At 71.4% G+C, this 14562-nt stretch carries 12 protein-coding genes and 2 tRNA genes; 10 read left to right on the top strand and 4 right to left on the bottom strand.

Features of this window, described 5'->3' with window-relative positions; genetic code table 11:
* Window positions 1–34: 34 nt before the first annotated feature.
* Together ACIGXM_RS24500 and ACIGXM_RS24495 are read left to right on the top strand one after the other, a co-directional pair.
* A complete protein-coding gene (locus ACIGXM_RS24500; protein ID WP_396564273.1) occupies window positions 35–634 on the top strand; it encodes a biotin transporter BioY in 600 nt (199 codons plus the stop codon).
* A gap of 77 nt (window positions 635–711) precedes the next feature.
* A complete protein-coding gene (locus ACIGXM_RS24495; protein ID WP_396564271.1) occupies window positions 712–1200 on the top strand; it encodes a ribose-5-phosphate isomerase in 489 nt (162 codons plus the stop codon).
* 54 nt (window positions 1201–1254) lie between these two features.
* Here the strand turns inward: ACIGXM_RS24495 and ACIGXM_RS24490 are convergent, their stop codons facing one another.
* Window positions 1255–2520 carry a GNAT family N-acetyltransferase gene (locus ACIGXM_RS24490; protein ID WP_396564269.1) on the bottom strand — a complete coding sequence of 422 codons (1266 nt, stop codon included), beginning with the start codon at window positions 2518–2520 and terminating at the stop codon, window positions 1255–1257.
* Between the two features lie 247 nt (window positions 2521–2767).
* Between ACIGXM_RS24490 and ACIGXM_RS24485 the strand changes: the two genes are divergently transcribed.
* Both ACIGXM_RS24485 and ACIGXM_RS24480 read left to right on the top strand, forming a co-directional pair.
* Window positions 2768–3991, top strand: a complete 1224-nt coding sequence (locus ACIGXM_RS24485) for a PP2C family protein-serine/threonine phosphatase (protein ID WP_396564267.1) — start codon at window positions 2768–2770, stop codon at window positions 3989–3991.
* A gap of 401 nt (window positions 3992–4392) precedes the next feature.
* On the top strand, window positions 4393–4587 hold the full coding sequence (locus ACIGXM_RS24480) for a hypothetical protein (protein ID WP_396564266.1): 195 nt from the start codon (window positions 4393–4395) through the stop codon (window positions 4585–4587).
* A gap of 37 nt (window positions 4588–4624) precedes the next feature.
* Here ACIGXM_RS24480 and ACIGXM_RS24475 read toward each other — a convergent pair whose 3' ends face one another.
* On the bottom strand, window positions 4625–5386 hold the full coding sequence (locus tag ACIGXM_RS24475) for a DUF6348 family protein (RefSeq protein WP_396564264.1): 762 nt from the start codon (window positions 5384–5386) through the stop codon (window positions 4625–4627).
* 215 nt (window positions 5387–5601) lie between these two features.
* Window positions 5602–5675: transfer RNA gene (locus ACIGXM_RS24470), tRNA-Gly, on the bottom strand.
* A 142-nt stretch (window positions 5676–5817) separates the two neighbouring features.
* On the opposite strand from ACIGXM_RS24470, the gene ACIGXM_RS24465 reads away from it, so the two are divergent.
* From ACIGXM_RS24465 to clpX, 5 genes are all read left to right on the top strand, one after another.
* Window positions 5818–5894 (top strand) — tRNA-Pro (locus ACIGXM_RS24465).
* Between the two features lie 325 nt (window positions 5895–6219).
* Window positions 6220–7614 (top strand): trigger factor, encoded by a 1395-nt coding sequence (gene tig, locus ACIGXM_RS24460; RefSeq protein ID WP_396564262.1) that lies wholly within the window; start codon window positions 6220–6222, stop codon window positions 7612–7614.
* Window positions 7615–7938: 324 nt separating this feature from the next.
* Window positions 7939–8556 (top strand): ATP-dependent Clp protease proteolytic subunit, encoded by a 618-nt coding sequence (locus ACIGXM_RS24455; RefSeq protein WP_396564335.1) that lies wholly within the window; start codon window positions 7939–7941, stop codon window positions 8554–8556.
* Between the two features lie 56 nt (window positions 8557–8612).
* Window positions 8613–9269, top strand: coding sequence for an ATP-dependent Clp protease proteolytic subunit (locus tag ACIGXM_RS24450; RefSeq protein ID WP_396564260.1), 657 nt, complete (start codon window positions 8613–8615; stop codon window positions 9267–9269).
* Window positions 9270–9532: 263 nt separating this feature from the next.
* A complete protein-coding gene (gene clpX / locus ACIGXM_RS24445; RefSeq protein WP_396564258.1) occupies window positions 9533–10822 on the top strand; it encodes an ATP-dependent Clp protease ATP-binding subunit ClpX in 1290 nt (429 codons plus the stop codon).
* Between the two features lie 70 nt (window positions 10823–10892).
* Here clpX and ACIGXM_RS24440 read toward each other — a convergent pair whose 3' ends face one another.
* Entirely contained in the window at window positions 10893–11735 is an 843-nt protein-coding gene (locus tag ACIGXM_RS24440) for a hypothetical protein (protein ID WP_396564256.1), read from the bottom strand.
* 182 nt (window positions 11736–11917) lie between these two features.
* On the opposite strand from ACIGXM_RS24440, the gene ACIGXM_RS24435 reads away from it, so the two are divergent.
* Window positions 11918–14548: a valine--tRNA ligase gene (locus ACIGXM_RS24435; protein WP_396564333.1), complete on the top strand. Its 2631-nt coding sequence runs from the start codon at window positions 11918–11920 to the stop codon at window positions 14546–14548.
* The last annotated feature ends 14 nt before the right edge of the window (window positions 14549–14562 follow it).

The raw sequence follows: 14562 nt of genomic DNA, 5'->3' as shown, positions 1-14562 counted from the left end.
GACCCGTGCTTCCGCACCGAGAGTGGAGACTCCGATGGCCCTCGCCGCGCCGATACCGTCCCGCACCGTCCTGGCCGACCTGCTGCCCACCGCCGGCAGCCGGCTGGGCGCCCAGGCCCGCGAGCTGGCCCTGGTGGCCGGGGGTGCCGCGCTGACCGGCCTGGCCGCGCAGCTGTCGGTGAACGTGCCGGGCTCGCCGGTCCCGGTCACCGGCCAGACCTTCGCCGTGCTCCTGGTCGGCACCGCGCTGGGCGCCCGCCGGGGTGCCGCCTCGCTGGCGCTGTACCTGCTGGCCGGTGCCGCGGGCCTGCCGTGGTTCGCCCAGGGCAGCTCCGGCTGGTCGCTGCCGACCCTCGGCTACGTGCTGGGCTTCGTGCTGGCCGCCGCGCTGACCGGCCTGCTGGCCCGGCGTGGCGCCGACCGCAGTCCGCTGCGCACCGCCGGTGCGATGGTGCTGGGCAACCTGGCGATCTACGCGGTCGGCGTGCCCTACCTGGCCGCCTCGCTGCACCTCCCGCTCGGCGCCGCGGCCCACCTGGGCCTCTACCCGTACCTGGTCGGCGACGGCCTGAAGGCGCTGGTCGCGATGGGCGCCCTGCCGCTGCTCTGGAAGCTGGTCGGCCGCCGGGGCTGAGCCGGGCGCCACTCCGGCTCGGCCGTCCGGGCGGCCCTGCGCCGACCTGGGCGGACGCGCATGCCACACTCTTGGTCATGCGCGTCTACCTGGGTTCCGACCATGCCGGATACGACCTCAAGAACCACCTCGTCGCGTGGCTCAAGGAAGCCGGCCACGAGCCGATCGACTGCGGCCCGCACATCTTCGATGCCGAGGACGACTACCCGCCGTTCTGCCTGCGCGCCGCCGAGCGCACCGCCGCCGACCCCGAGGCGCTGGGCATCGTGATCGGCGGCTCGGGCAACGGTGAGCAGATCGCCGCCAACAAGGTCAAGGGCGTCCGCGCCGCGCTGGCCTGGAGCGAGCAGACCGCCGCCCTCGGCCGCGAGCACAACAACGCCAACGTGGTCAGCATCGGCGGCCGGATGCACACAGAGGAGGAGGCGACCAAGTTCGTCGAGATCTTCCTCAACACCCCGTACAGCAACGAGCCCCGGCACACCCGCCGGATCGAGATGCTGAGCGCCTACGAGGCCACCGGCGAGCTGCCGCCGATCCCGGCCCACCACCCGCAGCAGGGCTGACCCTGCTCTTCGCCGGTCCCGCTTCGCGCCTGGCCGCCGCAGTCCGGAAACGGCTCAGAAGCCGTGCGGCAGCCAGGGCGCGACGTCCCAGCCGAACGCCCGGGAGGCCTCGGCCAGCGCCCCCTCGCGCAGCTCGCGCACCAGCCCGGCGGCGGCCAGCGAGGCCAGCGTGGTGCCGCCCAGGTAGGCCGCCCCCAGTTCGCGGACCGAGAGCGCCAGGTCGGCCGGCGCCTCGGTCGGCTCGCAGCCGGCCCCCTTGCCCGGCCCCGCGCTGTGCAGCTGCCAGCGCCCGGTGTTCCACGGGCAGAACTCGTCGGTCACCTCCAGCACCACCTCGACCGGTGCCGCGTAGCTGCGGGCGCAGAGCGCGTCGCCGACGTCGACCAGCCGGACGAAGAGCCCGTCCGAGAGCTTGGGCTGCAGCCGGCGCGGGTCGGAGACCAGGTGCAGCAGTGCGTCGTCCACCGGCAGGTTCCGAGCGCTCACCGTGTCGGTCAGGTCGAGGTCCAGCAGGAAGCTCCAGAGCGCGGCGTACGCCTCCGGCGTGGTCGCGGTCACGTCGCGCACCTGCACCACCCCGGCCGCGCCGGCGTGCTGCCACTCGCCCTTGGCGGTGTAGCGGGCGTAGCCGAGCAGCTCGCCGCTGACCCGGTCCTCGGCCAGCACGCACTGCAGCGGCGAGTGCCCCTCGCGCTCCTCCGGATCGTCCAGCAGCGGCAGCCGCTCCCAGCCCGGCAGCCGGGTCAGCATGCCGGGCCGCAGCGGTACCTGCCGCGCGTAGAGCTCCTCGCAGGCCGGGGCGGCCTCGACCGGGTCGGCCCAGCGCAGCCGGATCGCCTCCTCGTCGTACGAGCGGATCACCCGGACCCGGGCGCGGGCCACCTCCACGCTCAGCTGCCAGGTGGCCAGACCGTAGCCGTAGCGCCCGTAGATGGCCGGCTCGGAGGCGGTCAACACCGCGAGCAGCTCGCCGCGCTCGTGGATCTCGTCCAGCTGGTGGCGCATCAGGGCGGTCAGCACGCCACGCCGGCGGTGGGTGGGCAACACGCCGACCATGGTCACCCCGGCGGTGGGCAGCACCGCGCCGCCGGGCACCGCCAGGTGGAACGAGAAGGCGCTGGCCGAGCCGACCGGGACCGGTCCGTCCCAGACCCCGAGCGAGCGGTCGATCTCGGTCAGGCTCCGCCACAGCGCCCGCCGGGCCGGCGGCTCGGCCTCGCCGCCGAAGGCGACTTCCAGCGTGCGGTACCAGGCGTCCCACTCGGATTCTTCGAGCGGACGGAGGTCGAGGGCGGGCGGCTGACCGGCGTGCTGAGTCATATGCCACAGCTACCACCAGGAGGCGTGGGAAGCGACCCGATATCCCGATTGTCCGGTTCGGTGCGCTCGGCGCGTGACCCGGTGGGACCGGCGTGCAGACCTGCCGCACGCCCCCAAGTCGCCTGCCGCGCCTTGCCGGTGAGGATTCGGGTGGCCCGGTGGGCTCCGGCCGAAACCCGCCTGCGGGCCGACCGGCCGGTGAACGCCCGTCGACGCGGGCCGCCCCTGGTGGATAAGGTCAACCCCCATGGCTGGCAGCACGCCGGGCACACGCCCCCGGACCACGGTGACGGGGACCGCCGCCGCGGATCCCCTGCGGGCCCGGCTGGGCAAGCGCCTCTACCGGGTCCGCCGCATCCTGCGCCGGACCGGGGTGGACTACTTCCGCGGCGACGCCGCCGACTGGCTCGCCTTCGCGGTGCTGGCCCTGCTGGTGCCGGTGCTGGTCGCGCTGAACGTCTGGATCCCGGCCTGGGTCCCGCCCACCGCGCTGGTGCTGCCGATCCTGGCCGGGGCCCTGCTGCTGCGCCCGGTCTCGCTGGTGCTGCTCTACGCGACCGCCGCGCTCGGGCTGTCCACCGAGTCGGTGATCCACACCGGCCAGCGGGTGGCCAGTGAGCGACCCGACGAGTACGTCTTCGGGGTCACCCCCGGGGCGGCCCTGGTGGTCGGCGCGGTCGGGGTGGCCGGGCTGCTGGTCGCCCAGTTCCGCAGCCGGGTCGGGGTGCCCTGGCGGACCGGCGGGTCGATGCTCTTCGACCTGCGCGAACGGCTGCGGGTGCAGAGTCGGGTGCCGGATCTGCCGGCGGGTTGGCACGCCGACATGGCGCTGCGCCCGGCCGGCGGGCAGTCCTTCTCCGGCGACTTCGTGGTGGCCGCCCGGACCGGCTCGGGCGGCCGGGTGCTGGAGGCGGTGCTGGCCGACGTGTCCGGCAAGGGCATGGACGCCGGTTCGCGTGCGCTGCTGCTCTCCGGGGCGTTCGGCGGCCTGCTCGGCTCGCTGCCCCCGGACGACTTCCTGCCCGCGGCCAACGGCTACCTGCTCCGCCAGGAGTGGGAGGAGGGCTTCGCGACCGCCGTCCACCTGGCGCTGGACCTGGACACGGGGGAGTACGAGCTGCTCTCGGCCGGGCACCTGCCGGGGATGCAGCGGCTGGCCGGCGCCGGTCGCTGGGAGGCCAAGGAGTCCCCGGAGGGTCCGCTGCTGGGCATCTACGACGGCGCGAAGTTCGAGGGCGTGCGGGGCCGGCTGGGCCCGGGCGACGTGCTGATGCTCTGCACCGACGGCATGGTCGAGGCGCCCGGCCGGGACCTCTCCGAGGGCATGGACCGGCTGATGGGGGAGGCCGACCGGTTGGTCGCCGGCGGCCTGCTGGGCGGGAACAGCAGCGGCGCGGCCGGCCGGCTGATCGAGACGGTCGCCAAGGACATCAACGACGACCGCGCGGTGCTGCTGCTCTGGCGCAGCTGAGCGGTCCGGGCCGGCTGTCAAGCCCGGGAGCCGATCTTCGGCCAAAGCCGGAGGAGGGTCCGGACGGTCCGTCAGGCCACGAACGGCCTGCGGGGCCACCCCTGCCGACGTGCCGTCAGTCCAGGTGGGTTATCGTCTCGGGCGGCGGAAACTCGTCTCACATCGCAGGACTTTCGGCACAGGTCAGCGGCAAGTCCTTTACGCAGTCGGCGCGCTCGACCACACTGAGTCCGGGCGGGACTGGCCGGAACTCGGGGGAACGGGGGCGTCACGTGCGGCACCGTCGGTCTTCGACGGGCGGCCGCGCAGCTCCCCGACTGCGGTGTGGTCGGCGGCTTCCGCCTCGGGACCGTCGGGCAGGCCGTGGTCCGGTTCGCCATGACATGAGGAAGTGAGTCCGGGTGGCACTCTCCGTCTCCGCGTTGGTCCTGTTCGGCGTCATCCTGCTGATCTTCATCCGCAACAAGCAGATCAAGGTCCCGCACGCGATCCTGGCCGCGCTCTTCGGCTTCATGCTCAACCAGTCCACCGCGGCCAAGCCGATTCAGGACTTCCTCGCCCAGGTGGCCAAGACAATCAGCAATCTGACCAGTTGAGCCTCGGGCGGTCCGGCCGCCCGACGGGCTCCGGTGCTCAGCGGCCCGGCCGCCACAGCCCGGCCCGGCGGGCCTGCCGCCACCGCCCGAGCAGTCCGCCGCGGACCGGCTCCGGGGCGGTGAGCACGGCTGCCGGCGCCGCCGCCGGCGCCGCCTCGGCCGCCCGGGCCGCCGCCAGTCCGCCCTGGTCGGCCGCCAGCAGCACGAACAGCCGCGCCCAGCAGAACCGTTCGCCGCGCGGCCAGTCCAGCGTGCCCAGCAACTCCGAGGCGGGCCGGGCGACCGTGCCGTTCACCCGGACCTCGGCCACCTGGTCGCCCGCCCGACCGCCGAAGAAGAGCTTCACGCCGTTCAACGCCGGATCGGTCAACTCCGGTGCCAGCGCCTCGGCGAGCGTGGGGAGCAGCTCGATCCCGCCCAGCCAGCGGGAGAGTTCGGCGCTGCCGAAACCGAAGACGGTGGCCGGCCCCTGCACGGCGTGCCAGCCGGGCAACCGGTCGGTGCGCACGTGGTCGCCGAACGTGCCCCGCTGGTCGATGAGTTCGACGACCGCGGCGGCGGTGGTGGCGGCCCACATGCGGACCGCGCTGTCCAGCTTCTCCTCCTCGGTGGTGCCCAGGCCGGCCGTGCAGTCCCAGACCACCGGGGCGTCCGCACTGCCCAGCCGGAGCACGAAGCCGAGGTCCACGTGCCCGGCCGAGCCGTCCGCGCCGGGGTGCTCGCGGACCGCCACCGCGGTGGTCCCGGGGCCGCGCACCACGGCGCCGTCCACGCTGAACTCCCGGCCGAATCGGGCCATTTCCCGGACCACCCCGTGCTGAATGACTCTCAGCCGCTCCTCGGGACCCACCCTGTTGCTCCTCCGCCCGCTCGAACGTCTGGTCGAGGTTAGCGGCCGTCCGACCGGCCCGGCCACTTCGCGCCGGGCGGCGCCGGAGCGCGGCCCGTCGCACGGGCCCGCGCACTGTTCCGAGCAAGCAAACGGCCCCGGCTGGAAAGCCGGGGCCGAGCGTCTGGAGCGGGCGACGGGAATCGAACCCGCGTAGCTAGTTTGGAAGACTAGGGCTCTACCATTGAGCTACGCCCGCACGAGGACCACCCGGCCGTACCGGTCGGGAGGACGGGGATCAGCGTACCTGGTCGGGCGACCCGTTCGCACGCCACTTCCGGTCGATCGAAATATCGGCGAGCCGGGGAATCCCGGCGTGTACGCTTCCTCTCGCGACAGTGCGGGGTGTGGCGCAGTTTGGTAGCGCGTCCGCTTTGGGAGCGGAAGGCCGTCGGTTCGAATCCGGTCACCCCGACCATCGATCTTCCACAGGGTCTCGTCCGACGGACGGGGCCCTGTAGTCGTTTCGCCGCCCCCTGTGGTGGCGGCTGGCGGGCGGCTTTCGTGGTACCGGTAGGATGGGCCGCTGGTGGTAGTCCCGATGGCATGCCCACGGGGAGACCGCACCAGGGTGACAGAGCCACGGCCCTTCCTCGCGCAGCCGGGGGCGAGCCGCTCGCCGTCCACCCCATACGGGAGATGCCGCAACAGGTGGCTCATCACCCGTCTGCCCGGCCCGCGACCCGCGAGGGGGACGGTCCGGACCAGACAAGCCGACCGCAAGCCCCATAGGAGACCAAACCGTGAAGAGCGCCGTCGAGACTCTGAACCCGACCCGGGTTCGACTCACCGTCGAGGTGCCCTTCGAGGAGCTCAAGCCCAGCCTCGACGCGGCGTACAAGAAGATCAACCAGCAGGTCACGGTCCCGGGCTTCCGCAAGGGCAAGATCCCGAACCGCGTCATCGACCAGCGCTTCGGCCGCGCCGCGGTGCTCGAAGAGGCTGTCAACGACGCCCTGCCGCGCTTCTACACGCAGGCCGTCGACGAGGGCAAGATCGAGGTCCTCGGCCAGCCCGACATCACCGACATCGAGGGTGTCGAGAAGATCGCCGACGGTGGCGACCTGAAGTTCACCGCCGAGGTGGACGTCCGCCCGGAGATCACCCTCCCCGACTTCGAGACGATCGAGGTGACCGTCGACCCGATCGTGGTCGAGGACGCCGACGTCGAGAAGTCCCTGGAGCAGCTGCGCGAGCGCTTCTCCTCGGTCAAGGACGTGGAGCGCGCGGCCGCCGCCGGCGACATCGTGGTGCTGGACCTCGAGGCCAAGGTCGACGGTGAGGTGCCGGAGGACGGCACCGCCAACGGCGTCAGCTACGAGATCGGCTCCGGCCGCCTGCTGGACGGCATCGACGAGGCCGTCACCGGCCTGGAGGCCGGCGGCTCGCAGACCTTCACCACCGAGCTCAAGGGCGGCACCCAGGCCGGCAAGAGCTCCGAGGTGACCGTCACCGTCAGCGCCGTCCAGGAGAAGGAGCTGCCCGAGCTGGACGACGAGTTCGCCCAGCTGGCCAGCGAGTTCGACACCCTGGAGGAGCTGCGTGCCGACTCCCGCAAGCGCCTGGAGCGCATGAAGGAGTTCGACCAGGCCACCCAGGCCCAGGAGCGCGTGCTGGACGCCCTGCTGGAGAAGGTCGAGATCGAGTTCCCGGAGAAGCTCCTCAAGGACGAGATCCAGACCCGGGTCCACAACCTGGAGCACCACCAGCTGCAGCCGGTCGGCATGACGCTGGAGAGCTACCTCACCACCCAGGACAAGTCCCGTGAGGACTTCGACCGGGAGACCGAGGAGCAGGCCAAGAAGGGCATCAAGACCCAGTTCGTGCTGGACGAGATCGTGGCCAAGGAGGAGGTGGGCGTCAACCAGGAGGAGCTCACCGAGCACCTGATCCGCCGCGCCGCCGGCTCGGGTCTGACCCCGGACCAGTTCGCCCAGCAGGTCGTCCAGGGTGGCCAGGTGCCGCTGCTGGTCGGCGAGGTCGCCCGCGGCAAGGCGCTGGCCCTGGTCGTCGAGGCCGCCACGGTCAAGGACACCAACGGTGAGGTCGTGAACTTCGACGAGGAGGAGGCCGAGGAGGCCACCGAGACCGTCGAGGCGCCGGCCGAGGCCGCCGCCGACGAGGCCACCGAGGCCTGATAGCACGGTTCCCTGCACCACCCCGGCGGGCCCGGGCGCCACTGCGGCGCCCGGGCCCGCCGTGCTCCGCCACCCCCCTGCCTGCTCTGCCGTCCCCGGTGACCCTGCGCTCACAGCGAACAGTTCTGCGTGGGGGATGGTGGGGCGGGGCCTGCGCGTTAGGGTCGAGGAAGGCAAGCTTTCAACCGTGCGGGCAGGGCGGCCCGGCGCAGGCCCGCGCCAGGGTGCCCGCCCCGGTCCCCGTATGTGACGTAGTGACGGTCGAACAGACGGACCGTCCGAATCGACTGAGCAGGTGGCTAAGTGACGTTCCCGCAGATGCAGATGCCTGGCCTCATGACGCCGCGCGCCGCCGGTGGTGACGTGCTCGGCGGACTGGGCGACCAGGTCTACAACCGGCTGCTCAACGAGCGCATCATCTTCCTCGGCCAGCAGGTCGACGACGACATCGCCAACAAGATCACCGCTCAGCTGCTGCTGCTCGCCGCCGAGCCGGAAAAGGACATCTTCCTCTACATCAACTCCCCCGGTGGCTCGATCACGGCCGGCATGGCGATCTACGACACCATGCAGTACATCAAGAACGACGTGGTCACCATCGCGATGGGCATGGCGGCCTCGATGGGCCAGTTCCTGCTGACCGCGGGCACCCCCGGCAAGCGCTTCTCGCTGCCGAACGCCAACATCCTGATGCACCAGCCCTCGGCGGGCCTCGGTGGTTCGGCCACCGACATCCGGATCCAGGCCGAGCAGCTGCTCCGCACCAAGCAGCGGATGTCCGAGCTGATCGCGCACCACAGCGGCCAGACCTTCGAGCAGATCACCAAGGACTCCGACCGGGACCGCTGGTTCACCGCCGAGGAGGCCAAGGAGTACGGCCTGATCGACGACATCATGCACAGCGCCGCGGACGTTCCCGGCGGCGGTGGCACCGGCGCCTGAGCGCCCACGCCCCGCATCCCAGACACGTCGGCACGCATCCGGAGGACGGACCCGCAATGAACCTTCCCACCACCCCCCGCGGCGAGCACCAGGGCCCCCGCGCCGAGGGTCGCTACATCGTCCCGCGCTTCGTCGAGCGCACCTCGCAGGGCATCCGCGAGTACGACCCGTACGCCAAGCTGTTCGAGGAGCGCATCATCTTCCTCGGCTCGCAGGTGGACGACGTCTCGGCCAACGACATCATGGCCCAGCTGCTCTGCCTGGAGTCGATGGACCCGGACCGCGAGATCCAGATGTACATCAACTCGCCCGGCGGCTCCTTCACGGCGCTCACCGCCATCTACGACACCATGCAGTACGTGAAGCCGGACATCACCACGGTCTGCATGGGCCAGGCGGCCTCCGCCGCGGCCGTGCTGCTGGCGGCCGGCACCCCCGGCAAGCGGATGGCGCTGCCGAACGCCCGGATCCTGATCCACCAGCCGTACACCGAGACCGGCCGCGGCCAGGTGTCCGACCTGGAGATCCAGGCCAAGGAGATCTTCCGGATGCGCGAGCAGCTGGAGACCATGCTGGCCAAGCACTCGAACAAGGACATCGAGCAGGTCCGCGACGACATCGAGCGGGACAAGATCCTCACCGCCGAGGAGGCCCTGGAGTACGGGCTGGTCGACCAGATCATCTCGACCCGCAAGAAGTCGCTCACCGACTGACGCCGTCCGTCGGCACACGCGCGCCGGGGCGGGGCTTACCACCGGGTACGCCCCGCCTCCGCCGGGCCCGGGCCCGGCGTCGACAGCATCTGTTCGGTATCAATTCGCCCAGGGCGTACGGCAGAGCTGTCGAAGACGGCTGATTCTGCGAATCGGCAGAGTACCGTCGGATACCGAGACCGAACCGCCGTACGGGCGGGCGCCCGGTCCACAGCACCAGGCCCCGGACCCCCGCGGGGCCCCTGGCGAAGGGGAAGCACCTCGTGGCACGCATCGGAGACGGTGGCGACCTGCTCAAGTGCTCGTTCTGCGGCAAGTCGCAGAAGCAGGTGAAGAAGCTGATCGCCGGCCCAGGCGTGTACATCTGTGACGAGTGCATCGACCTGTGCAACGAGATCATCGAGGAGGAACTCGCCGAGACCTCCGAGGTGCGCTTCGAGGAACTGCCGAAGCCCCGCGAGATCTACGAGTTCCTCGACCAGTACGTGGTCGGCCAGGACCTCGCCAAGAAGGCGCTGTCGGTGGCGGTCTACAACCACTACAAGCGGGTGCAGGCGGGTGAGGCCGGCCGCAGCGGCGGCAACGGCCGCGAGGACGCCATCGAGCTGGCCAAGTCCAACATCCTGCTGCTCGGTCCCACCGGCTCCGGCAAGACCCTGCTCGCGCAGACCCTGGCCCGGATGCTGAACGTCCCCTTCGCCATCGCCGACGCCACCGCGCTGACCGAGGCCGGCTACGTCGGCGAGGACGTCGAGAACATCCTGCTCAAGCTGATCCAGGCGGCCGACTACGACGTCAAGAAGGCCGAGACCGGGATCATCTACATCGACGAGATCGACAAGGTCGCCCGGAAGAGCGAGAACCCGTCGATCACCCGGGACGTCTCCGGCGAGGGCGTGCAGCAGGCGCTGCTGAAGATCCTGGAGGGCACCACCGCCTCGGTGCCGCCGCAGGGCGGGCGCAAGCACCCGCACCAGGAGTTCATCCAGATCGACACCACCAACGTGCTGTTCATCGTCGGCGGCGCTTTCGCCGGCCTGGAGCGGATCATCGAGGGCCGGTCGGGGGCCAAGGGCATCGGCTTCGGCGCGACCATCCGCTCCAAGCGGGAGGTCGACGCGAGCGACCACTTCCGCCAGGTGATGCCGGAGGACCTGGTGAAGTTCGGGATGATCCCGGAGTTCATCGGCCGTCTCCCGGTGATCACCAGCGTGCACAACCTGGACCGCGAGGCGCTGCTGCAGATCCTCACCGAGCCGAAGAACGCGCTGGTCAAGCAGTACCGCAAGCTGTTCGAACTCGATGGTGTGGAGCTGGAGTTCAGCCGGGACGCGCTGGAGGCCATCGCCGACCAGGCGATCCTGCGCGGCACCGGCGCCCGTGGCCTGCGCGCGATCATGGAGGAGGTGCTGATGTCCGTGATGTACGAGGTGCCCTCCCGCCAGGACGTCGCCCGGGTCGTGGTCACCGGGGACGTGGTCTCCAAGCACGCGATCCCGACCCTGGTCCCGCGCGACATGATCAAGCGCGAGCGGCGCGACAAGAGCGCCTGAGCGCCCGGAACCGCGAAGAAGGCCCGCACCGAGGAGGTGCGGGCCTTCTTCGCGCCTGTGCCGGTGGCGGTTACCTGGTCACCATGGCGTCGTGGATCGCCCAGGCCTGCTTGGCCGCGTCGGCCGGCGGCACCGTCTGCATCTGGATGCCGGACATCTTGGTGAAGCTCACCGAGGCGAAGGTCGAGCTGCTGGACCAGACGCAGACCGTCTGGCCGGTGGCCGGCGCACCGGCGATCTGCACCCCGAGGATGCCGCACTCCATGGTCGCGCCGTCCTTGTCGCTGCCGCCGGAGTACGCGGTGAGCGGGGTGGTCCAGGTGGCCCCGCTGGAACCGGTGACCTGGCTGGAGTAGTCGCTGAGCGCCTTGGACGGGTTGCTGAGGTGGCCGTAGCGGCCGGCGATGCTGAGGCTGTCCAGCGCGTTGCCGCCCTTGGTGTAGCTGGCGCCCAGCGCGGTGACGTCGGTGCCGATCGCGGCCGCCTGGCCGGGGTCGGCGGGCTGGGTCTTGGCGGTCTTCTGGGTGTAGCCGCCGGGCAGGCTCTGCGGGGTGGTCAGCTGGTAGCTGCCGGCCGAGGCCGAGCCACCGCCCCCGCTGCCGGCCAGCTCGACGGCGGCGAACGCGCCGCCGCCGAGCACCAGCACGCCGATCACCAGCCCGACCACCAGGCCGCCCTTGCCCTTCGGCGCCGGAGCCGGCGGGTAGCCGCCGTACTGCGGCTGCTGGGGGTAGCCGTACTGCGGCGGCACGGGCTGCTGGGGGTAGCCGTACTGCTGGGGAGCCGGCTGACCGTACTGCGGTGGTGGCGGCTGCTGGGGGTAGCCGTACTGCGGCGGCGCGCCGTACTGCGGCGGCTGCCCGTAGGGCGGCTGGCCCTGTTGCGGATACTGCGGTTGACCCTGGCCGTACATCTGCGTGTCGACTCCCCCGCCGCCGTCGCGGCCTGTTACCGATTTGTCCGTACTCGCCCGATCACATGAACGAGTACCGGGGCACGGTACCGTACGGCCGCTCGGGCTGTCCCCGGAGTCCACCGGCCCTCCGGCGGACGGAGGGCGCCTCCGGGTTCCGTAAACTGTGTGTCGTGAGCGACATGACGAACCAGCGCCCCGACCTCGCGTCCGGGGACCAAGCGGCAGCCCTCCCGACCACCTACGCCCCGGCGGAGGTAGAGGGCGAGCTGTACGAGCGCTGGGTAGCGCGCGGCTACTTCACGGCGGACGAGAAGAGCGAGAAGCCCCCGTACACCGTCGTCATCCCGCCGCCGAACGTCACCGGCTCGCTGCACCTCGGCCACGCCTTCGAGCACACCCTGATCGACGCGCTGACCCGCCGTAAGCGGATGCAGGGCCACGAGGTGCTCTGGCAGCCCGGCATGGACCACGCCGGCATCGCGACCCAGAACGTGGTCGAGCGCGAGCTGGCCAAGGAGGGCAAGTCCCGCCACGACCTGGGCCGGGAGGCCTTCGTGGACCGGGTCTGGCAGTGGAAGGCCGAGTCCGGCGGCCAGATCTCCGGCCAGATGCGCCGTCTCGGCGACGGCGTGGACTGGTCGCGCGAGCGGTTCACCATGGACGAGGGCCTCTCCCAGGCCGTGCAGACCATCTTCAAGAAGCTCTTCGACGAGGGCCTGATCTACCGCGCCGAACGCATCATCAACTGGTGCCCGCGCTGCCTGACCGCCATCTCCGACATCGAGGTGGAGTACCAGGACGACGACGGCGAGCTGGTCTCGATCCGCTACGGCTCGGGCGACGCGGAGATCGTCGTCGCCACCACCCGGGCGGAGACCATGCTCGGTGACACCGCCGTCGCGGTGCACCCGGAGGACGAGCGCTACGCCCACCTGATCGGCCGGGAGATCGAGCTGCCGCTCACCGGCCGCCGGATCCCGATCGTCGCCGACGCGCACGTCGATCCGGAGTTCGGCACCGGCGCGGTCAAGGTCACCCCGGCGCACGACCCGAACGACTTCGAGATCGGCCAGCGCCACGACCTGCCCAGCATCACCGTGCTGGACGAGCGCGGCGTGATCACCGCGCACGGCCCGTTCGAGGGACTGGACCGCTTCGAGGCCCGCTCGGCGATCGTCGCCGCGCTGCGCGCGGAGGGCCGGATCGTCGCGGAGAAGCGCCCGTACGTCCACTCGGTCGGCCACTGCTCGCGCTGCAAGACCACCATCGAGCCGCGGCTGTCGATGCAGTGGTGGGTCAAGGTCGGCCCGCTGGCGCAGGCGGCCGGCGACGCGGTGCGCGACGGCCGGGTGAAGATCCACCCGCAGGAGATGGAGTCCCGCTACTTCGGCTGGGTGGACAACCTGCACGACTGGTGCATCTCCCGCCAGCTCTGGTGGGGCCACCGGATCCCGGTCTGGTACGGCCCGGACGGCGAGGTGGTCTGCGTCGGCCCGAACGAGCAGCCGCCGACCGGCGAGGGTTGGCACCAGGAGACCGACGTCCTGGACACCTGGTTCTCCTCCGGCCTGTGGCCCTTCTCCACCCTCGGCTGGCCCGAGCGCACCCCCGCGCTGGAGAAGTTCTATCCGACCTCCGTGCTGGTCACCGGCTACGACATCCTCTTCTTCTGGGTCGCCCGGATGATGATGTTCGGCCTCTACGCGATGGACGGCACCCCGCCGTTCCACACCATCGCGCTGCACGGCATGGTCCGCGACCAGTTCGGCAAGAAGATGTCGAAGTCCTTCGGCAACGCGGTCAACCCGCTGGACTGGATGGACGCCTACGGTTCGGACGCGCTGCGCTTCACGCTGGCCCGCGGCGCCAACCCCGGCACCGACGTGCCGATCGGCGAGGACTGGGTCCAGGGGTCGCGCAACTTCTGCAACAAGATCTGGAACGCCACCCGTTTCGCGCTGATGAACGGTGCGACGGTGGGCGGCCCGCTGCCCGCGCCGGAGGAGCTGACCGCGGCGGACCGCTGGATCCTGTCCCGGCTGAACGCGACCGTCGCCGAGGTGGACGACCTCTACGAGGACTACCAGTTCGCCAAGCTCTCCGAGGCGCTCTACCACTTCGCCTGGGACGAGGTCTTCGACTGGTACGTCGAGCTCTCCAAGACCACGCTGGCCAAGGGCGGCGCGCAGGCCGACGCCTCGCGCCGGGTGCTGGGCGAGGTGCTGGACGTGACGCTGCGGCTGCTGCACCCGGTGGTCCCGTTCGTCACCGACACGCTCTGGACCACGCTCACCGGCGCCGAGTCGGTGGTGATCGCCGAGTGGCCGACCGCCGACCCGACCCGCCGGGACGCCGCGGCCGAGGCCGAGATCGCCACGCTCCAGCAGGTGGTGACCGAGGTTCGCCGGTTCCGTTCGGACCAGGGCCTGAAGCCGGGGCAGAAGGTTCCGGCCAGCCTGGAGCTGACCGGTACCGTGCTGGCCGCGCACGAGGACGCGATCCGCTCGCTGCTGCGGCTGACCCTGCCGGAGGACGGCTTCACCGCCACCGCCTCGCTCCCGGTGGCCGGCGCCACCGTGGCACTGGACCTCTCCGGCGCGATCGACGTGGCCGCCGAGCGCAAGCGGCTGCAGAAGGACCTCGCGGTCGCCGAGAAGGAGAAGACCCAGACCGCCGCCAAGCTCGGCAACGAGGGCTTCCTGGCCAAGGCACCGGAGGACGTGGTGGTCAAGATCCGCGCCCGGCAGGCCGCCGCCGAGGCCGACATCGCCCGGATCACCGCGCAGTTGGCCGCGCTGCCGCAGGGCTGACGCCGGACGGTTGG

This window comes from Kitasatospora sp. NPDC052896 (genome assembly GCF_044547075.1).
Classification (GTDB): Bacteria; Actinomycetota; Actinomycetes; order Streptomycetales; family Streptomycetaceae; genus Kitasatospora.
Note: the sequence above shows the minus strand (reverse complement) of the source record. Positions and strands in the feature narration are given on the sequence as shown.